Raw genomic sequence first — 21,395 nt, 5'->3', positions numbered from 1 at the left:
GCTCGAGCCAGTATTGTGCAGCCACTATTGTTAATCACGATAAATCAGATATGTGTAGTTCATCTTTTACTGGAATATGGATGCTAGTTCTATTTAGTAATGATTGCGTTACTAATCAGCTTATTATATCTATATTTCTATAGAAAATAGCAAACCTAATACTGCAGTTTTAGTGTATCAAGAGGGAGATTTGTAGAATAAGGTTTTGACTATCTTCGGTAAAAAAGAGATACTTAAAGGTGTAGGTTTTAAACTGCTTCTTGAATTAAAGTCATACAAGTGTTAAATTGGAGGTTTTACTATATGCTCAAAAAGCAGTATGGAGCTGTATCGGCAAATGATCTGGATCAACTTGATCTTCTTGACAAAGAGGATTTAATAAAGCTTGTTAAAAGTATGGTAAGTGGTGGAGTTGCTCTGAGCTTTTACGGTAAAAGAACTGCAAAGGAAATAGATAAAAAGGTTAGACCACGAGTTACCCGTGTCAATAAGTCCTTGTCCGTGGGGTCGGAACATGAACAAAGCAAGAATTTATTGATTGAAGGTGAAAATCTTCAAGCCATGGTCACATTATATAAATATCGAGGTCAAGTAGACCTGATAGTCACAGACCCACCGTATAATACTGGGCAATACTTCCGTTACAACGATAAATGGGATACAGACCCTAATGATCCGGAATTAGGGGGGCTTGTTTCTCTTGAAGATGGTTCAAGGCACACTAAATGGATGAAGGCCATGTTACCGCGTCTTAACATGATGAGGGTAATGCTGAAGCCAAACGGGGTGTTGGCTATATGTATAGATGAGAATGAGTTATTCCATCTTGGTATGATGTTGGATGAAGTATTCGGCGAACAAAACAGAATAGGAATTATTAACTGGCAGAAGTCTTATTCTCCGAAGAATGATAGTAAACACCTGTCCACGGCAACAGAATATGTTCTTGTTTATGCAAAGGATAAGACGTTGGTAAAGACAGGTCTTCTATCACGGGATGAAGCAATGGATCAAAAGTATAGAAATCCTGATAATGATCCAGACGGTCCATGGAAAACAAACGGTGATCCTACAGTAGCAACTCCATCTGAAAAGGATAGATATGCAATACAATCTCCTTTCACTGGAGCACTACATTATCCAGGTGCAAGAGCATGGTCCAATCCTAAAAAAACTATGAAAAGTTGGCTGGAGGCCTGGGGAAGTAAGTATGTTGAGAAGGATATTCAAGATGGTCGAGTTAAGGCATTAGTTATAAAGTCTGCTCCTATACCACAAGTAATGTCTGAGCATAACCTTGATAATAATCCTGTAGTAACAGATGAAGAGATTTATAATCACGAAATAATTAAAAAGTCTAGAGATCAAGCCATTAGAGTAAGGGATACAGAGGTCTGGCCAATACTCTACTTTTCTGGAGATGGCTTCGGAAGACCCTATATAAAACGACATCTAAATAAAGTAAAGCAAGGTAAAGTACCTATGACGTATTGGGCGGACGACGATTACACCGAGCCTGATGTCATTGGTGCCCAGTCTTGGGACCATGAAGAGTCTGGGCACAGCCAGTCGGGAATAAATGAGCTTGATGCTATCGTAGGAAAAGGACATAATTTTCAAACAGTTAAGCCACTTAAATTGATTAAAAAAATAATTCAACTGTGGTGTCCTTCCAATGGACTCGTACTTGACCCATATGCAGGATCGGGGACAACAGGGCATGCGGTACTTGAGCTAAACAAGGAGACTGCTGCCCAAAGACGATTCATTCTTATCGAGCAGGGGAGTCCTGATAAAGGGGATAAATATGCCCGTAGTTTAACACAGTTAAGGTTAAAAAGGGTGATTACTGGGGAAAGACCAGATGAACATGGTAGGTTAGTACAAGTGGCTGAACCCATCAATGCTGGATTTCAATTCCAGTTGCTCACTAAGCAAATAGATGCTAACACTGTTCTTTCAATGAAGAAGGATGAATTGGTTGATGTCGTTATTACTTCTCATTGGGAAGATGAAAAAAGGGCAAATCTATATTTACAAAGAATAGATAAACCCGGGTTTGAGTTCTTAGTTGGTAAAAATGATTTAGATGAAGGGTACTTCATAGTATGGAATGGTGAAGATTCTGTAGGACAACTAGATATTGACACTTATAGTAAGATTATTCAAGAGGCCAAGAAAGCAGGCTTAAAGCCGCCATATCATGTGTACGCCCGATATGAAGTCTATCAAGCCAAGAGCGTAAACTTCTACAAGATACCTGACAAAATACTTGCTCATCTTGGTTTAAATGAGAACAATGACCGGTTTAACGATGATGAAGGAAGTGAATGATCGTGGAGCTCCTGCCTTTTCAAATCAAGGCTTCTACAACAATAACAGACAGGTTTGTACATTACCTGGAGGATCCTCTTACAATTACTAGAACAAAGATTGTCCCGTTTTACCAGAACCTATCTTCTATTACGGGTAGTGGAAAAACATTGATTTTAGCCGATTCTATTGCACAGATTCGTTCTACTCTTCCGGTTGAGCCGATAGTATTGTGGTTATCTAAGGGTCGGGTTGTAGTTTGGCAGACTTACTACAACTTAATGTCTGGGAAGTATGCAAACTTGCTTGATGGTTTTGATGTAAAACCCTTATTGGATTGTAAGCTTTGGGATATTGAAAGAACTGATAGAGGTCTTGTACTCGTTGCAACTATAGGTAAATTTAATCAGAAAGATAAAGAAAAGGGAGATCGTAAAATCTATCAAGTTGAACTTGATAGTGCGGATAAATCTCTTTGGGAGCTGCTAAAACAAAGAAGAGATAGTCATGGAAGAAGAAGGCCGTTTGTCATTGTATATGATGAAGGACATAACCTATCTAATCAGCAGACTGAACTTTTGTTGGAACTCGAACCAGATGCGTTGATTGCTGCAAGTGCAACTCTGCGAATCCCCGAAGCTCTAAAAAGAACTATTGATCGACTTCAGCAAGATAAAGGATGGAGTGAAAGTGATTTTGTAACATCTGTGAAAAGCTCAGAAGTTGTTAATTCACATCTTGTTAAGCAGAATATTCTTTTGGGCGGTTACGTAACCCCGATGGAAATAGCTATTGATGAGATGTTAGAGCAAATGGAAAAAGTCGGGGATTCCGCTGCTGAATTAGGGCTTTCATTTACACCAAAATCTATCTATGTCAGTAATACAAATGTTGTTACGGGTTTGGCTAAGGATAGTGAGGATAAGCCCTTTTCTGAGCGGAGTGCACGCCCGATCTTAATTTGGAGGTATTTGGTTGAGACGAAGGGGATAGACCCTGCGGACATAGCTGTATATTGTGATCTAAAGTTTAGTCCCAAACAGCCAGCCCCACCTGAGTTTAATTTATTTTCAGGTGGCGATGCGGACTATGATAAGTTCATATCTGGGGATTTTAAGCATGTTATTTTTAACCTTTCTTTACAAGAGGGATGGGATGATCCAGAAGTATATTTTGCTTATATTGACAAGGACATGGGCTCAAAGGATCAGGTTACTCAAATTATTGGCCGTGTATTGAGGCAGCCTGGCCGCCAACATTATCCAAGTCCAGAACTGAATACAGCTTACTTTTATATTCGTACTGATGAAAAAAGTGTATTTGAACAAGTGCTTGCTGAGGTTGAGTCTAAATTAATTGTTGAATCACCAGATATTAATTTAACAATCTATAAAGGCGGGTCAAAATCCGATAAGAAACCAACACTTCCTCCTAAGAAGGAAAGGTTTGTTCCTGAGATTTCAGTTTATTCAGCTAATGCTCAAGAGCCTATTAGACGAATTATTGAACAGATACACGATTATACAAATGATGATGTTAATACTGTCGGTAAAGGTGGCAGAATTCAAATACTTCAAACGATTGGAACTAGTAACGGCCAGAAAGAAGAATGGGTTGAAATTGAACATAGTAACAGAGTTACTGCAAGATGGGTTTTCATACGTGAAATTTCTAAATACCAGCCGAAGGCAGTCAATCTTTGTGACATTGAGAACCCCAAATTTGATGCTCTAGTTGAATATAGCAGTCGAGCAGCGGACAATATACGAGAAGCTGCAAAAAAGGTAGTTAAAGCTTACATTGATAATTCGGTAGTTATACACAGCGATTTAAGCACATACAAGGTTCCTGAGTTCACTGTAAATCCTTCAGAGTTAGTGGAATTTAAAAATGCTATACATGAAGGCTACAGTGGGTTGAATAAATTAGAGAAGAAGTTTGCAATAGCAATTGATACTACCAAAAGAGTTTGGTTCAGAAACCCGTCAAGAGGTTTTTTTGAGATTCCTTTATTAGATATGGGCGGGACTAACCATTTCAACCCTGATTTTATTGTTTGGGTTGATAATGCGATAGTAGCCATTGACACAAAAGGTGATCATCTCATAGTAGGAGATGCAGGTAGGAAGTTACTTGATTTAAAAAAATACGGGAATGGGCCAGAAATAAAAATTCGACTTGTTACAGAAGGTCGTTGGAATACTCATATACAGAAAGAAGAAAATGTTGGTTTCACTGTGTGGGTGCTTAAAAACGGCAGAGCATTTCCTCTGTATTGTGAGAGTGTGAACGAGGCTGTTAAAAAGTGTCTTGCTCCTGAAGGATCAAATTTAGAAGGTTTTCTTGCAGCAGAGTCATTTGGAGGCTACAATTATTAAAATTCAATTCAAACTTCAAAGAGCGTTCTTTTGAAGTAATATCAAAGGAACGTCCTTTAAATTGTTTTATTTATGGTATGGGTGATTATTGATTATTCGGTATGCCCGATAAATCTGTTCAAAAAGAACCGTGGTTTGTAACCCGAAATTCATCTCCATCTGGCTCAGTGTCAAAGTTTCATTGTATTCAGGTGGATTTGCACCAACAACAATGGAGATGTCAGAGACTCCAGATAATGCGTCCTGATCGAGCTTAACTGCCAGTTCTTCCGAAGAGATGCTTTTCCCCGAAGTTGTGATGGCTATAACAAATGAGCTGGGGTTTAACTTCTTTTGCAGATCGCGTTCCTTCTTCAAGTGAATGAGCTTAATGCTACAGTAGCAGCTCAGTCGCTTCTCATATTCTTTAATGGCCTCAAGATAGAATTTTTCCATTTTGTCGCCGACAGTATAAACACTAATTTTCATAAAAACTTACCTCGCGTTCTTAAAATAGTATGAAGAGCCAGTCTCCATTGGACTGACTCTTCACCATTTCACTTTAGCTTTTCTTTTTTAAAGCGATGATTTCAGCTTCAGACAGCCCGGAGGCCTTAGCTATAATAGTTTTATCCACTCCAAGCTTGAGAAGCTCCAGAGCCATCTGGACCGCTTTCTTTTTCTCGCCTCGAGTTTCGCCTTCAGCCAATGCTCCTTCAATCATGGAAGCTTCATCATGCAGATACTTTTGTCTGTCTTCATACAATCGGCGGGCCTCGGCATCCTGACTAAGAAATTCCAATGTGTCCATTGCTTTTTTCAACACAGGCTCGTTCATTGCCAGTACCTCCCAATTAGATTTATCAACACCCCTCAAGAAAAGTAACCAGTTAACCAATCAACCGCTCTCAACAGGAGCCGCATGATCGCCAAGCTTGGGCAATTCAAGAAAATGCAATTCCATGTCATCTATAAGCGGGATGTCGCTTCGATCCTCACGCAGATGGAAAACGTTATGATATTGGCTGTTGGGCAGGAATGAGTAGTTCAGGATATTGATGGTGACACATTTCTTCAATACTTTATAAGACTGGCCCTCTTGAAGCTGTCCGCTGTATAGCTTGCTCCAGTAGAAAAGGGTACGTTTCTCGGTATCGTATTTGTTGAATAGTTGTATTTCAACGTTGATAAGTTCACCATCCGCAGTTTTACCGCGAATGTCCAATATCGACTGTTTGTCGCGGGGAGCGTCCCTTTCAGTATAAGGATTCAGCAAAATGATCTCTGTCAAAGGTGTCTGTCGGCCTCCATAAAGGTTTTGTTTAAGAAGGCAAGCAGAAGTCACGATTTTCCTCACTGCCGAAAATCCGTTTGAATAAAAAGTCATTGCGAGGGTCAAGCAGTTCATTCATCTGCAATCAGCTCCATTCATTAATAGTATATCATGCCCACAGGTTCTTAATCACACATTAAGCAGACACGCAAAAGTGAATTGGCGTACTTGTATTGTAATGTTAAAGTAGGGTGGTATCCGATTCGTCTGAGTTTACCCTATCAATAGATACGGTGAACCGTATCACAAGTAACGACAAAAAATAGGGAGTGTGCGGACACTCCCTTTGAGCTAACATTGTCTGTTATCAAATGGCTACTTCACATTAATCCAATAAGGCGAACCACACAGTATGTTTATACCCTTACGGCAGCAACCTAATATGCAAAATATAGAAACCACGTAGACCACTTAATTGGCTGTCTTATTGACAAAATCAATCTCATTTCTGATCCCTTTGTGGGCGTCATTCCACAGGCCCTTTGTCAGGCGAATGCGCAGCAGGCAAGTGTTAGGGTCTTCGTCGTTATTGGCTTCGTTATACCACGCGGCGAATATAGTGCGCAGCTTTGTCATCATTTCCGCGTTTTTCTCGTCACACACCCAGCCCAGGTTTTCACCGATACCATCGGCCGTAAAGTTTTCGACGATGATACAGACGGCGACTTCGGGGTTTTTGGCGATCTGCTGCATCTTGCCTGAGGTCGCGTAGGTGACGGTGTAGAACGCGCCGTCCTCATAATAGGCGTCCACAATGCGGGCGGCAGGTCGGTATTTGCCATCGGCCCCGGGTTCCAGCGCGATAGTGGACAGAGAGATCAGGCCGTCCTTGTTGCCCACTTTATCTTCCAGCAGCTTCATGGCTTCGTCGTACTTGCTCATTTTATTACCTCCTAGAGTGTAATAAGGCATACATTATAAACCTATCATAGTAAAAACCTATTACATGTGAAGAATAATACAATAATAGCGGCAAATGACGGTAAGGTACCAGAAGGGTTGGCAAGTGTGAATAATGGTTCGGAACAGCATTCAAGGAACTGAATTGTGCTAACGAATTGCTGCCGATCTTAAGAGGCGTTCAGTTAGCTGAGACTTGGAGGGAGCGGGAAGAGGCGCTATGCAAAGCCTATGAGCTCATAGCACGCAGACACAATCGTTTAGGTACCTCCGAAAAGCTGTCAGAACAGGTTTCCTTCTTTTATGATCGGCCTTTTAAGGTCATAAAAGGGCAGGATTTTGCGCAAGCCATCGCAAGTTCGATAACCGATAAAGCTATTCGCAAATTATGCGAGAAACGTTTGATTGGCGGTATTGATGTAATTACCGATAATACGGATTTCCGTTTAATCAATCAGTGGTACAAAGATGATGGCTCATCGGAAAGGAACATCATACGTTCCCTTTACAACAAAATACTAGAGTAGATACCTTTTGTATAGAACTTGCCGTTCCAGACAGCGCAGAGAACCGTATCATTGCGGGGAAAGAATTTGTATATATGTGTTAGGTTTCGAGCTGTTCTGGATTACGAACGTGAAGGGGGAGGGATACTTGTGTTGGTTACAAAGAAATAGCCCCGTCCACCTTGTCGGTGGGGGCAGCGGCGACCAGACACTGTCGTAGCGTCTCGTCAAATTCCAGTACCTTTGCTTCTGAATATCCAGCATTTCAGCTCACGTTCGATTGCGGCTAGCTCTTTAAAAGTGTCCTTGACTAAGGGGCTAGTTTAACTGACAATGGAAAGGCTCGCCTAGTTCGTTCACCCAGCGGAAGGCGTTGCCTACGGCTCCGCCGTGCTATGACTTGAATAATCTCTTCCTTGCATTCCTTCTAAAAATGGAAATAACCTCTTAAAAAAAGGGCTTGGTACTAGGTCAAGAATATAGAATATGGAATACGCAAAATTTTGGGTTTGATTCGGTTTTGGAGAATCGAGTTATCACTTGCTATCTGAAACAGGAGGTACAACATGAGTTCCATTCTTAACGTTATAGAAAAGCTAAAGTTGAACGTCTCGAATATAGAAGATGTTCCAGAGTCATTTAGTTCAGAGGTATACAAACTTACTCTTACTAGCGGAGAAAACGTTTATGTAAAAATTCCATTTAACAAAGATAAACTCGTTCGTGAATTTCAGGTGCTTGAAACATTGAAGGGAGTAATTCCTGTTCCTAAGGTATTGGACATTTGGTATGGAGATAAAAATACAACTGGAGCTTTGCTCCTTTCGGCGATTGAAGGTATGCCTTGTACAGAAGATATTGATGAGGAACTTTCTTTTCAAATGGGTGTGTATCATGCAATGCTCCATGAGGTAAAGACTCCAGGATTCGGTTATCATGCAACCGATGGGTTTAAGTTATTTGACCAAAGTGACTGGAGACTACATATCAAAAGTAATTTTGAAAAGTGGAGAGAGCCGTGCAAAGAGATCCTCGATCCAGAACTGTATGAAAGATGTATCCATCATTTTGACGGCGTTTTCTCTGCTCTACCCAATCCCGATGGGCCATGCATTGTCCATATGGATTTTAGGCCGGGTAATATTTTGGTGAATGGTAACAAGGTTACAGGCATTATTGATTTTGAAAGTGCCCGTGGTGGATCCTCTGAAATAGATTTTACAAAAGTCAATCGATACATTTGGGAAGTCAATCCGAGAACTAAGTTACCCTACATAGAAGGATATCAGACGATTCGACCCATGTTAGCTCTGGACACAGTGCTGCCATTTTATGATTTTTACGATGCGTTCAGTGCTGTTGTTTGGTGTAAAAAGAGAGGAATTGAAAAAAACCAAAGCTTCCTTCAGGAAAGTATCCATACTTTGAGGAAAACAGTAGCTTATTGAGTTCAGATGTTTGATGTTCATTAGATGTACTGAAGAGGCCATCCCCACAAGGGATGGCCTAAAAAATTGCCGATATCTATGCTCTATGCTCGGATGGGTTTGTACCAGGGAAGTCGCAACATATACTCGATAAGGAACTTCATTAGTAGTAAAGTACTTATATAAATGTCTTATAAGAAAATGACTAGGGGAGAAATACCTTCTTGGAAACTCACTCATCCAAATATCAAATGAAAAAGAGCCATATTATTTTATTGCTAGTGTTCATATTGGTTGTTTTAACTGGTTTGCGCATTTTATGGATGGAAACGTTTCATGATCCCAAACAGGCGTCAATTCATAATGGGCAATTCGATTTGCGCAATTGGAATGCAGAAGATGGCAGCATTCTCTTACTTGATGGGGAATGGGAGTTTTATCCCTCGCAATGGTTGATAGATGGTAGTCGGCAACAATTGTTAGGCGATAATGCGCCAAGGCATATTAAGGTACCAGGAGGATGGAGTGAAGCTTTGCATGCTGACAAGCCATCTCCATACGGGTATGGGTCTTATCGTTTGCGTCTTTATGTAGACCCGGCAAAGAACCTTAATTATAGTATTCGTGTACCCAGCGTACGCACTGCATCAGAATTATATGTAAACGGTCGATTGCTTACTAAATCCGGACAGGTGGCGACAACAAAGGATGAATATACTTCGAAGGACCTACCCTATTCTACAACCTTTACAGCAGACGAAAAGGGTGTAATCGAACTCGTCATTCAGGCGGCAAATTATGTAGATAGTCGAAGCGGGGGCATAGTCCAATCCATTAAATTTGGTTCAGAAGAAGCCATTGCCAAAGAGATGAAAGCCTCCATTTTTATGCAGTTTTTGGCAGCAATTATATTTATTATGCATGCCGTCTATGCACTTCTTTTGTATTTACTAGGAAATAAGGAAAAGAAGCTGCTTTATTTCAGTTTGCTTGCATTAAGTGTAACGATCACGAGTGTCTTTAGTACGAATGAGAAGTTGTTCCATCAATTATTTTACATTGGGATTAATTGGGATTTTAGGCTGACTAATATTGCTTTTGTTATTGCAGCCTATGCTTTGCTCCAGTGTACGAATCATCGCGAGCTTCCATATTGGCGTAGGATGTACCCCGTCTATAAAGTAATGAATCTAGGGACTGCCGGCATCACTTTGTTTTTAGATCCAACTCAAGTGATTATGCTCTTTCCAATTTATTATCTATTAGTAGGTATTGCTGGGGTTATCACGTTGATTACAATGTTTAAAAAAGTAATTAAAGATTTAAAGAGTAATCTTCTACTGCTTATCTCTTTTCTTGCGTTGATGAACCATTCTCTTTGGTCGTTATTCTTGCTGAATAGCGGCTTGAGTCTTGTCTACTATCCGTTCGATATGATTATTGCGATGGGCTGTTTATCCTCTGAATGGTTTAAGGGATACTTTATCATGCATGCGAACACCAAAGAGCTTGCTGCAACCTTGCAAAGAATGAATGATCATAAGGATCAATTTCTGGCAAACACTTCGCATGAATTTAAAAATCCGCTGCATAGCATGCTTAACATGTCACAATCCGTTTTAAAAAGGGAGCAGCATTTATTGCAGGAACGGAGCATCAAGGAGCTTGAAACGGTCTTATCGGTAGGACGTCGGCTGACATGGATATTAAACGACTTGATTGATGTAATGAGTTTACAGGAAGGCAATCCGCGTCTACAGAAAAAGGTCATATTAATTCAGCCGATCGTAACCGGAGTTATGGATATGCTGCAATTGAACGCAGAAATAAAGTCTGTCGCAATTGCAAATCAGATTTCGGAAGATTTCCCCCCAGTAATTGCGGATGAAAATCGGGTGATCCAAATCGTGTTCAATCTACTTCATAATGCTGTGAAATATACGAATGAAGGGACAATTTCGATTCAAGCTTTTGCCAAAGACGGAAGAGCGTATATTGAGATTGCTGATACGGGGATCGGAATGGATGAGCACATGCTTAAGCGCTTATTCCGTCCGTATGAGCAAGGCAGTACGAGTGTGACCATGATTGAAGGCGGCTTTGGGTTAGGTTTAAGCATAAGTAAGCAACTGGTTGAGCTTCATGGGGGTACGTTAGATGTGTCCTCTGCTTTAGGAGAAGGCTCAACATTTACATTTTCATTAAAGCTAGCAGATTTGAAAGCGGTGGAAGAGAATGATGTGACGAACTCATTTGATTCTTTACCAATACAATCCATGCCGATTCAAGAAAATATTTCGATAAAAGCGGAAAAGGCTGACATCCCGATGGCTGCGAAACCAACAACTTTATTAGAAATGAATCGTGACCGTCCGATCCTACTGATAGTTGATGATGATCCTATCAACCTTCAAGTACTTGAAGCCATACTACCCCCGGACGAATATGAGATAACGATGGTAACGAGCGGTAAAGAAGCTTTGGCTGTACTAGATACAAAGGAATGGGATCTGGTCATCTCCGATATCATGATGCCACAGATGTCCGGGTATGAGCTGACACGAATGATTCGTGAGCGGTTTACACTCACGGAGCTTCCGGTATTGCTCCTTACCGCAAGAAGCCAACCGAAAGATATTCAGAGCGGTTTTATAGCGGGGGCAAACGATTATGTGACGAAGCCAGTGGAAGCAATAGAAATAAAATCGCGGATCGAAGCGTTAACTACGATTAAACGATCCGTTCGAGATCAACTGCGATTAGAAGCTGCATGGCTGCAAGCGCAAATCCAGCCTCATTTTATATTTAATGCGTTGAATGCTGTAACAGCTTTAAGTGAGATTAATTTGGATAAGATGCGTAATGTGCTCGATGAATTCAGTAATTTTCTAAGGAATAAATTTGAATTCCAAAATATGGACAGGCTTGTTCCGATCGAAGAGGAGTTAAGTCTAGTACGTTCTTATCTATATATTGAAAAGGTTCGGTTTGAAGAAAGGTTACAGGTTATTTGGGAGATAGATGGCGGCGGGGACATAATAGTCCCATTTCTTACAATCCAGCCCCTCGTTGAAAATGCGATAAGACATGGCATAATGAAGCGCAATCGTGGAGGAACGATTCTTATTCGGATTTCCGTCTGTGAGACGCATGCAGAGATAATCGTTGAAGACGATGGGGACGGAATAGACGAGGTTCAATTGCAACGAATATTAGAAAGGAAAGCAGATAGTCGTTCAGGCGTCGGATTGATTAATACGGATCAGCGATTAAAACGACACTTTGGAACAGGACTTCATATCACAAGTACGTTAGGTACAGGGACAAAGGTAACCTTTCATGTACCTAACAGGTTAAATAGCGGGGATAAAGCTAGGATGGAATAATATTACTATGTTTCGGAAAGGAGAATTTAATATGTACTTTCACAGTTATAGAAAGCCGATAAGAATCCGCCAACTTCCTCAAAATTAAAATTTGAGGAGGGTAAATATGAAAGTTAATAATAATTATCTGAAAGAACATTTAAAGCATGTTTATTGGTTAAATGGTGGTTGTTGTGCTGGTAAGACCACAATGACGAAGAAATTTGTTGAGGAGTTAGGATTTCAAACGTTAGAGGATAATGTCTTAAAATATAGGCCATTCACTAGCCCTGTTGAATATCCCGCCCTTCAATATCCCCATCCTGGTTTGGATTGGGACAAATGGTTTAATAAACCTAATGATGAACATTGTGAATGGCTTTTTCAAATTGTCGAAGAAATGATGGAGTTTTTTGTATCGATTTGTTGAAAATGCCCACCAATACACCAATCATAATAGATTTAGGAATAATGCCCGAACAAATACTGCCCTTTATTCCTAAAGAAAGAATGATATGTCTCTATACCTCTAATGAAGAAATAGAAAGGTTATATTTCTTTAGGGAAGACCATAAGATGATTCTGGATGTTATTAATCTTACAGCAAATCCAGCGGAAACAATCAAAAACGGTGACGCGTATCATCGCTAGTGGTAAAGCAGAGGACTGAACCGAATGTCGAAGCGGTAGCAATAAATTTGCAGGTTGAAGCTTAAATCGTTGAGGTTCTCAACACATGTATTAAATGTCATTCTAGCTTTTGGTGAATTCAATAAAGTCGATGCACTAACAATCCTTAAGACGTTACCAATCATGTGGATTACTGCTATGATTCTTGAACCCGTTCTCGTTGACCGTATTGCAGAAAAATTGGTTGCCAAGTTTACAGAATCAACGGATAGCTTTAATGCCAAAATTTTATTCCGCATCTTATTCACTGTAATTGGAATGTCAGCCCGTATGATGCTTATTGGTGGTATTGTAGGAAACGGTTTTCATTCTGAAATCTTTAGCAACTTCTTAACGAATTGGCCAAGAAATCTCTTAGTTGTACTGATCGCTGAAAGCTTAGTAATTCAACCCATTGCACGATTTGCGATGGTAAAAATTCATGCTTCTCAAGACAAAGTAATTAAAACTGCTGATGTAAATGCACAATAATTAACGGAACACAAACTATTTAACATATGAAGAAGCGCTCAGTCGAACGGGTTCGTCTGAGTGCTTTTATCTATTTTATATGGATAGAGATTGAATGGCTTGCAAGGGCAGTTCCTATTGACAACTGGAAAAAGAACAGATAAAGTAATCCTTGTATGATATTGATAATCATTATCGATATAAGGGGATTGAACATGAATAAAAAGCTCTTCCTCCCATTTCTGCTGATAATGTTGATTGTAATCAGCGCGTGTGGGAACCAAGCTGCAAACGACAATCAGACTGACTCCGTCTCGTCAAATGCTGGTCAAGCGGTCAATGACGTTACGAAATCCGACACGGCGTCCGAATCGAATGTCGGTACCAAGACGTACCAGTCCGAGTCCGGCCCCATAGAAGTTCCGGCCAACCCCAAGCGAATCGTCGCATTGACGAATGGGCCGAACGTGCTTTCGCTTAACGGTACACTGGTGGGTGTTGATGAATGGACGAGCAAGAACCCGTTGTTTACAGACAAGCTGTCGGGCGTGAAGGTCGTATCGCCAGACGATCTGGAAAAGATAATCGAGCTGGATCCCGACCTCATTATCACGGGCACCGACAGTAAAAATATAGGCAAGCTCAAAGAGATAGCGCCAACCGTCACGTATACGTGGGGTAAGCTGGACTATCTGAGTCAGCAGCTGGAAATCGGAAAGCTACTGAACAAAGAGCAGGAAACTCAGGCTTGGATCGACGAATTCAAACAGAGCGCTGCTGAGGTAGGAAAGGAGATCAAGTCAAAGTTCGGAGATAATGTGACCGTGTCCGTTTTTGAAACGGATTCGAAGAGTTTTTATGTGCTCGGTAACAATTGGGCGCGCGGAACCGAAGTGTTGTATCAGGCAATGGGGCTGAACATGCCGGAGAAGGTCAAAGCCGATGCACTGGGTCCCGGCTATTATACGCTATCATCGGAGATACTTGGTAATTATGCCGGTGACTTTCTTGTTCTAAGCAGAAGCTCCAAGAACGATAATTCGTTTATGAGGACAGCGACATGGAACAATATCCCGGCCGTCAAGAACAAGCATGTCATCGAGATCGATTCGGAAGCTTCCTCGTACAGTGATCCGACAACCCTCGAGTACTTGCTCACCATATTCAAGAAAGGCTTTCTCGGATAAGCGGCGAAATATTTCATAGAGAGCATCAGATTTGACCGCCGTAGCATCAGGACCCTAGCGTTATTAGAACGCATGGATCTCTTTTATTTTTGAGGGGGGATACCTCTGAAAACAGTCAATAATTGTCCTGAAGGAACAATATCCTGAGGTAATGGCATGAATCAACGATAATTATAACGCATGGAATGGCGGCGTTTATAGGGGCGGTCCCAAACAAACAAAAACGGCTTCACTGTCCCAATAGGACGGCAAAGCCGTTTTCTTTATGCCACAAAAGTGGTAATCATTCTTTATTGTACAACCTGCCAAACATCTAGTTTACTAGGCACATTGCCTTGTGTCCACCACTTGGCTTGGTACGTAACACCTTCATATATGACGCGATCTCCGCCATTGTAAGCTTTGCTCGCATTCCATACTGGCGTTATGTCGCTACTCAAAAGCTTCCATGCATCAGAGGTATCTGGCTGATCGCCTTGCGTCCACCACTTTGCTTCATATTCTGCGTCTTGGAACAGAACGCGGTTTCCGCTTGTATACACCTTGGTTGCTTCCCACTCTGGTAAATCGCCGGTTGGCTGTTCTTGTGTTTTCACTGTAATAGAGTTGCTCGCATCCGATACATTGCCTGCTGCATCAACGGCCTTCACAAAGTACGTGTACTCTGTGTTTGGCTGCAAGCCGCTGTCTGTTGTCATTGTACCTGTTACCGTCTGTACTTTAACGCCATTACGATAGATTTCATAATGCTTCACCCCTACGTTATCCGTGGATTCGCCCCACATCAGATGGATCGTCGAGGTCGTCTGTCCCATAGTGTGCAAGGATGTCGGTGCCGTTGGGGCAGTTGTATCGTTAGCCGGGATTGGCTTCGTTGTCACTGTAATTGCAGCACTTTCCTTGGAAACATTGCCTGCCGCATCCACAGCCTTTACTGTATACGTGTAGGATGTATTTGCTTCCAGGCCCGTATCGACAACCGATGTGCCTATCACCGTCTGTACCTTCACGCCATTACGATATAGGTCATAATGACTAACACCTACGTTATCGGAAGCCGCATTCCAGCGCAATTCGATAGTGTTCGTTGTTTGCACAGGAGATGTCACAGCAGTAGGCGCCGTTGGTGCCGTTGTGTCCCCTGGGTTTGGATTCCCGTTATCATCGTTAATCAAATTCACATCCATTACCTGATAAAAAGCATTCACCGTATCCGCAATTTCCCATACACCCAGAATTACATGATAGCCGCTGCGATCTGTCGGCACGTCAATTTGATGTACAACCGTTGTTGGCGGCTTGGCTCCTCCATCGTTAAATGTCTCGATAAGCTCAAAATCAGCACGAGCTAACGGCTTGTCCGGGTTCCAATCTTTCTTGGTAATGTAATATTTCCATTCTCTTGTAGCGTGTGGTGCGGTTAATGTCCACTTAATGGTGTTCTTACCGCCATTCATCGTTACTTTACTCCAGCGACTAGCTGTCTGCTCGTCAAGCTGCGGGAACACACCAGCACCAGCAATTTGGCCATCAGCAGGTCCTTTAGCCGGGAAGCTTCCTAATCCTTCCACGCTTTGTGGCTCGTATTGCACGGGACCGCATTTTGTGTTCGTCAGATCCTTGCACAGAGCAGCACGACTAGAATGAATATAACCATGAGCAGATACTTGATCTGCAAATATAATGGATCCAATGATTCCACATACGAGCAGCGGTGCTACTTGTAGCGTCCTTTTCCTCCAAGAATGATTCCGTACCTCTCCATTTCGGTTTAACCGCTTAAACATTTTGCTAATCATCATCTCGCTCCTTTAAGTAAATTGATGTCTCTAAGGGGACACCAATAATTATCGGATAATGTGGCAGATAATGTATAGAAAGGTGGTAAAATAATTCCAATGGCGCATCTGCTAGTCCTACTCCTCAATACACAAATCTCATTCCTTAGACGGAGGGAGTATCCATCCAGAGCCAGTTCATTATATCGGGATACTGCAATAGAATTAAATAAATCAATGGAATCACTGTTAGTATCCTACGGGAGAGGATGGTTGCGAAGTGGAGAAGATTATTGAAGTACGGGGCATTAGCAAGGTGTATGGGAAAAGAAAAACGAAAGAGAAGGTACATGCCGTTCGTGATGTATCTTTTGATGTGAATCGAGGAGAGGTTCTCGGTTTATTAGGGCCCAATGGCGCTGGGAAAACATCAACGATCAAGATGCTCTGTGGCTTGTTAGATGCGGATGCGGGCTCTATACATATTAATGGCTTAGATATTAGTAAGAAGAGACTTAAGGCGCTTGAACATATTAGTGCTGTATTAGAGGGGAATCGGAATTTATATTGGCGTCTTACCGTTCGGGAAAACTTGGAGTATTTTGCTGGTAACCGAGGCTGCTCTCGGAAGCAAGTCGCCGTTCAAGCGGAGAAATTATTAGAGCAATTCAACCTTAAAGAAAAGGAGAATGAGCTTGTCAATGGGTTATCACGGGGAATGCAACAAAAGCTGGCCATTGCGGTAGCACTCCTAGCTAATACGGATGTCATCTTGCTGGATGAGCCAACTCTCGGTCTTGATGTTGAGGTTAGTTATGAATTGCGTAACATTCTAAAAACGATCGTTAAGGAAGAGAAGCGCACAATTATTATTAGTTCCCATGATATGCCTGTTGTACAGGAGCTGTGTGACCGAGCCATTATCATTAATAAAGGGGAAGTCGTGATTGACGACAGGGTAGAGAATTTATTGAAGTTATTCGAGACCAGGGCTTATTCCATTAAGTTGGGTGAGAAGTTAAGCGTAAAGCAGGAGAATAAGTTGTTAACTAGATTTCCTCTAAGTACCTATAAAGCAAGCTCTCATGAAACCATCGTGGAAGTGAATTTAGAGCAGGGTCAGGATATCTACGAATTGTTCGATATTCTGAAAGAGGAAGGAACTATGGTGGAGAGTATTGATCGTATAACGATCGATTTTGAACAAGTGTTTATTCAGATTGTAAAGGGAGGGATGACTAGTGAAATGGCTCCACTTATTCAATGCTAATTTTCGTAAGGAATATATTGAGATGAAACGCTACCTGCCGAACACTATTGCGTTAGTGGTCACTTTTTATATTGTATTTCTGGCTGCATTTTTTGGAATTATGTTCGTAGGTGATCCCGCCAATTTTGAAATGAATGTTCAATATTCCATTGTAAGTGTAATGTTCTGGAGACTAACCATGATGACGATGAACTTTATTGGTTATTCGGTAATAACAGAAGCGACGCGTGGTACGTTGGAACAAATCTATATGTCTCCCAGGGGCGTGTGGAAAATAATGCTCACGAGGATCATCTCCCAATTTGGCTTACAGTCTGTAATTATGGTCATCTTGCTTTTTGGTGCAATGCTAACCTCCGGACAGTGGCTGAGCCTTAACCCCCTGACAACGATTCCGATTATTCTAGTTACTATGGTAAGTATGGTAGGTATCAGCTTTATGATTGCTGGTTTAGCTATTATCGTAAAGCAAATTCAGGCGTTTTTGCAGATTTTTCAGTTTGTTTTGATGGGGCTTGTATTTGTTCCTTTAACGGCAGCTCCGTTTCTGGCATTCGCCCCATTCGTTCAAGGCGTAAATATGGTAAGAACCGTAATGATAGAGGATCTGACATTGACACAGTTACCTTTATTAGATTATGGGGTTTTACTATTGAATTCGCTAGTATATCTGATTTTAGGACTCGTTGTTTTTCATCGCTGTGAGAGAATAGCCATGAAGAAAGGCCTGCTAGGGCAATACTAGTGTTACGGTGACTTATCCGCTTGGCTGGGCAGCAATGATCTGCAAACCAAAGTTGAAGTGATTCGAACAGCCTTGGAACATTGCAGCATACTGTCTTTTATGTATCTAAGCGCTAAAGGAGACAAGGTTATGCGGACCCTGGAACCTCATCGTCTTTTATTGAAAGAAAATCATTGGTACGTGCAAGGGTATTGTTTGAGCCGGCAGCAATTTCGGGTATTTAAGCTATCCCGCATATCTGAACTGGAGAGAACAGAAGACCGTTTTGTCATGCGTGAGATTCCCCCAGCTTTTTCAGAGTTTACAGATACCATGTCCAGAAAAATGCAAAAAATAATATTGCAGTTCGACCACTCCATCCTCGACCGGATGTTGGATTATTGCGGAGAAGAGAACATTATTCCCCTCGGTAATGGCAAATTCCATGCATATTTTGATTTTATTGAAGATGATTATGGTTACGGAATCCTAATGAGCTTCGGAGATAAATGCCAATGCATTGAGCCTGAGCATGTGCGCAATGAAATGAAGAGACGGCTCAATGATTCAATAAAAGCATATTTTTGAAATACAAAGCAATTAACCTTCTCCTTATAAGGTCCACTGGACAGGGTCCTACTACTTAATTCAGGCAAACGCATCCTAACTTCGGGGGCTATCCGTTAGGGTGTCCTATTTTTCTTAAAACTTGCCGTTCACCGAAAGGAGAGGCAAACGATGATTCGAACCTTTAAGCCTATAGCTACTTTACGCAAGTTAGTGGACTATATTTGGGTCGTTGACTTCGATTTTCTCGCTGATGACCATAGAGAGGATGTTATTATGCCGTTGGGGTATTTTAATATCATTTTCAACTATGGGTCTGCTTATCGGCTGGTGGGAGAAGATCCAGAAATGGTAATTCCCAATACGGCTGTAATTGGTCAAATGAAAAGAGCGAAATATGTTCGATATGGACAACAGCTGTATCAAATCGGGATTACATTAACTCCGTTAGGGTTTATTCAATTGTTTCAGGTATCTAGTCTTGAACTGACAGAGCGAATCGTACAGGCCTACGATGTGGATCCTGATCTGGACGAACTATACCAAAAGATGATGGGATTTAAAGATGTGGAGCAACATATCTTAGCAATCAATCATTATTTGTTACATAGAATAGCGTTGAATAAGAGGAATACCGACCGTATAGAGAAAATGCTTACTTATGTAGAACGAGAGTATGAAAACTTGAACATTGTGAGTATGGCAAAGTTTTTTGGGATTTCAGTAAGTACGTTGGAGCGTTTCTTCAAAAAACATATCGGACTAACCCCAAAGTCCTATGGAGATATTGTGAAGTTCAGAAAATATGTTGAGGATGAAGGATTGAGGGAGAATATGCAGTATCGTTACTATGATCAGTCTCACCTCATCAAAACATCGAAAAAATTTGCCGGTAGAACCGTCAAAGAGTTAGAGAAGCTGCCAGATGAATTAACCCTTCGTTATGTATGGCATGGTCAGGAGTTATGAACGCCTGATCATCGATGCCGATTTTTTACAATACAGGCTCTTTCCTTCCGGTTAATCTGGAGACACCAACCGATGAGAGGAAGAGATAACAATGCAGGATATTATGATCATGGCAAGTTTGCTATCGTTTTTAAATGTAACCTTATTGGCGATATTGGTTCCAGGAGGACCGATAGAGAACAGAGATTTCTCAAAATTAAAAGGGATTGTGTTTTGGGGATTTAATCTGTTACTTATCTTACTTGGAATTACGTCGTTTATCGTGTGCTATCTCTTGTTGATATCACATCCTAATGCCATTTTCATTACGCAAATCATTGCCGTTTTATACTTTATCGTGTACATGATCGACTTAGCTGGTATTTTTCCCAAATCACCGACTAAAATGTCCAAGCCGCTCGCGTTGTTCGAAGTCATTAACGCATCCATGGCTGTATTCCTCTTCCTCTTTGTGACAGCGATTGGGCATGTCGGTATATGAATGGGCTTATGAACTTTGCGAGGGGGAGAGAAGATGGCTATAGAAGAGCAATATGCTTCAGATGTTAAAGCAATATTGTCCCACCGATACGATCAGGGCTCAGACTACTGGACTACACCCGATAAACGCCTCATGAAGGGCTCACCTTTTACTACTTTGGACTGCGCATTGTATCTATTGGAATTAGGTATGAAGCCAACAGAATCGATACTTCAGGAAACGGCAGAGCTGATCCTTAGTACTTGGCAGGATGACGGACGTTTCAAGGTATATCCGCAAGGTGGGATTTATCCCTGCCATACTGCACATGTGGCTGAGGTGCTCTGTCACTTGGGGTACGCGTCGGATACCCGAATGATAAAAACCTTCCAATACCTTTTGGATACCCAATATTCTGATGGAGGCTGGCGATGCAATAAATTTAGCTTTGGCCGTGGTCCTGAGACTGAGTACTCCAATCCGTTCCCCACTCTCACAATTTTGAATGCATTTCGCTTTAGCAACGATTTCAATCATGAATCTGCCCTTGATAGTGCTGTAGATCTCCTGCTCGAGCACTGGGACATTCGAAAACCGATCGGTCCATGTCACTATGGCATGGGAACATTGTTCATGCAGGTGGAATATCCATTTCGAAGCTACAATCTTTTTGTATAGGTCTATGTGTTATCTTTTTATGACCGTGCCAAGAAGGATAGACGTTTCTTGGAAGCCTTAGAAGCGTTGGAATCCAAACTGGTAGATGGACAGATTGTCGTTGAACGTGTCGTTCCTAAGCTAGCCAAGCTTTTTTTCTGCAAAAAGGGCCAGCCTAGTTCTCTGGCGACTATGCGCTATCGTGAGATTTTAAAAAATCTCGGACCGGTGTAGTGCTCTTTTCTTAAGCGGATACATAAAGCAGGGCACGGATTTGTAATATGTACGTAGGTGCATGCTTCCGATGCGCAGCGAATGAAACAAGGGGCTTTTAAACCTAGACTCCTTGTTTTTCGCCTTTTCTGATACTTATTTTCAGAAAGTTGCCCTCTTGAAGTTATCGCAGCGTCAAGTGCTAAAATGTATGCTAGGGAGCGTTATG

At 41.5% G+C, this 21,395-nt stretch carries 17 protein-coding genes and 1 pseudogene; 14 read left to right on the top strand and 4 right to left on the bottom strand.

Annotation, left to right across the window (positions count from 1 at the left end):
• Positions 1-303 precede the first annotated feature (303 nt).
• Both BFJ94_RS18705 and BFJ94_RS18700 read left to right on the top strand, forming a co-directional pair.
• On the top strand, positions 304-2,334 hold the full coding sequence (locus tag BFJ94_RS18705; protein ID WP_188831468.1) for a site-specific DNA-methyltransferase: 2,031 nt from the start codon (positions 304-306) through the stop codon (positions 2,332-2,334).
• Positions 2,331-4,691, top strand: a complete 2,361-nt coding sequence (locus BFJ94_RS18700; protein WP_120464012.1) for a DEAD/DEAH box helicase family protein — start codon at positions 2,331-2,333, stop codon at positions 4,689-4,691. Before BFJ94_RS18705 ends, BFJ94_RS18700 begins: the two co-directional genes overlap by 4 nt.
• Before the next feature lie 66 nt (positions 4,692-4,757).
• Here BFJ94_RS18700 and BFJ94_RS18695 read toward each other — a convergent pair whose 3' ends face one another.
• The 3 genes and pseudogenes from BFJ94_RS18695 to BFJ94_RS18680 all read right to left on the bottom strand — a co-directional run bounded on the left by BFJ94_RS18695 (position 4,758) and on the right by BFJ94_RS18680 (position 6,885).
• Entirely contained in the window at positions 4,758-5,159 is a 402-nt protein-coding gene (locus tag BFJ94_RS18695; RefSeq protein WP_120464011.1) for a 23S rRNA (pseudouridine(1915)-N(3))-methyltransferase RlmH, read from the bottom strand.
• Between the two features lie 73 nt (positions 5,160-5,232).
• Positions 5,233-6,082, bottom strand: a pseudogene (locus BFJ94_RS25900) (Rpn family recombination-promoting nuclease/putative transposase).
• Positions 6,083-6,414: 332 nt separating this feature from the next.
• Positions 6,415-6,885 (bottom strand): pyridoxamine 5'-phosphate oxidase family protein, encoded by a 471-nt coding sequence (locus tag BFJ94_RS18680; RefSeq protein WP_120464009.1) that lies wholly within the window; start codon positions 6,883-6,885, stop codon positions 6,415-6,417.
• A gap of 1,090 nt (positions 6,886-7,975) precedes the next feature.
• Between BFJ94_RS18680 and BFJ94_RS18670 the strand changes: the two genes are divergently transcribed.
• The 5 genes from BFJ94_RS18670 (at position 7,976) to BFJ94_RS18645 (ending at position 14,528) form a co-directional block, all read left to right on the top strand.
• Positions 7,976-8,857, top strand: coding sequence for a phosphotransferase family protein (locus tag BFJ94_RS18670; protein WP_120464007.1), 882 nt, complete (start codon positions 7,976-7,978; stop codon positions 8,855-8,857).
• A 230-nt stretch (positions 8,858-9,087) separates the two neighbouring features.
• The gene (locus tag BFJ94_RS18665; protein ID WP_188831470.1) at positions 9,088-12,222 is read left to right on the top strand and encodes a hybrid sensor histidine kinase/response regulator; all 3,135 of its coding nucleotides are present in this window, start codon (positions 9,088-9,090) and stop codon (positions 12,220-12,222) included.
• 106 nt (positions 12,223-12,328) lie between these two features.
• Positions 12,329-12,631 (top strand): hypothetical protein, encoded by a 303-nt coding sequence (locus BFJ94_RS18660; RefSeq protein ID WP_120464005.1) that lies wholly within the window; start codon positions 12,329-12,331, stop codon positions 12,629-12,631.
• A gap of 275 nt (positions 12,632-12,906) precedes the next feature.
• Entirely contained in the window at positions 12,907-13,362 is a 456-nt protein-coding gene (locus tag BFJ94_RS18650) for a DUF2798 domain-containing protein (protein WP_205571042.1), read from the top strand.
• Positions 13,363-13,592: 230 nt separating this feature from the next.
• On the top strand, positions 13,593-14,528 hold the full coding sequence (locus tag BFJ94_RS18645; RefSeq protein WP_438803701.1) for an iron-hydroxamate ABC transporter substrate-binding protein: 936 nt from the start codon (positions 13,593-13,595) through the stop codon (positions 14,526-14,528).
• 290 nt (positions 14,529-14,818) lie between these two features.
• Here the strand turns inward: BFJ94_RS18645 and BFJ94_RS18640 are convergent, their stop codons facing one another.
• Positions 14,819-16,315 (bottom strand): lytic polysaccharide monooxygenase, encoded by a 1,497-nt coding sequence (locus BFJ94_RS18640; protein ID WP_120465308.1) that lies wholly within the window; start codon positions 16,313-16,315, stop codon positions 14,819-14,821.
• A gap of 271 nt (positions 16,316-16,586) precedes the next feature.
• Between BFJ94_RS18640 and BFJ94_RS18635 the strand changes: the two genes are divergently transcribed.
• The 7 genes from BFJ94_RS18635 (at position 16,587) to BFJ94_RS25650 (ending at position 21,187) form a co-directional block, all read left to right on the top strand.
• Positions 16,587-17,576: an ABC transporter ATP-binding protein gene (locus BFJ94_RS18635; protein WP_120464001.1), complete on the top strand. Its 990-nt coding sequence runs from the start codon at positions 16,587-16,589 to the stop codon at positions 17,574-17,576.
• Positions 17,548-18,321: an ABC transporter permease gene (locus BFJ94_RS18630; RefSeq protein ID WP_120464000.1), complete on the top strand. Its 774-nt coding sequence runs from the start codon at positions 17,548-17,550 to the stop codon at positions 18,319-18,321. Before BFJ94_RS18635 ends, BFJ94_RS18630 begins: the two co-directional genes overlap by 29 nt.
• Positions 18,322-18,378: 57 nt before the next feature.
• Positions 18,379-18,888 (top strand): helix-turn-helix transcriptional regulator, encoded by a 510-nt coding sequence (locus tag BFJ94_RS18625; protein ID WP_268238238.1) that lies wholly within the window; start codon positions 18,379-18,381, stop codon positions 18,886-18,888.
• Between the two features lie 150 nt (positions 18,889-19,038).
• Positions 19,039-19,836: a helix-turn-helix domain-containing protein gene (locus BFJ94_RS18620; protein ID WP_120463999.1), complete on the top strand. Its 798-nt coding sequence runs from the start codon at positions 19,039-19,041 to the stop codon at positions 19,834-19,836.
• Between the two features lie 91 nt (positions 19,837-19,927).
• A complete protein-coding gene (locus BFJ94_RS18615; protein WP_120463998.1) occupies positions 19,928-20,317 on the top strand; it encodes a DUF8051 family protein in 390 nt (129 codons plus the stop codon).
• A 33-nt stretch (positions 20,318-20,350) separates the two neighbouring features.
• Complete coding sequence (locus BFJ94_RS18610) at positions 20,351-20,974, top strand: prenyltransferase/squalene oxidase repeat-containing protein (protein WP_205571041.1); 624 nt, start codon at positions 20,351-20,353, stop codon at positions 20,972-20,974.
• Positions 20,975-21,022: 48 nt separating this feature from the next.
• Positions 21,023-21,187: a hypothetical protein gene (locus tag BFJ94_RS25650; protein ID WP_205571040.1), complete on the top strand. Its 165-nt coding sequence runs from the start codon at positions 21,023-21,025 to the stop codon at positions 21,185-21,187.
• The last annotated feature ends 208 nt before the right edge of the window (positions 21,188-21,395 follow it).

The sequence above is a fragment of the Paenibacillus aceti genome, from assembly GCF_003614185.1.
In the GTDB taxonomy this organism is placed as follows: Bacteria; Bacillota; Bacilli; order Paenibacillales; family Paenibacillaceae; genus Fontibacillus; species Fontibacillus aceti.
This window is presented reverse-complemented; position numbering and strand designations above follow the sequence as displayed.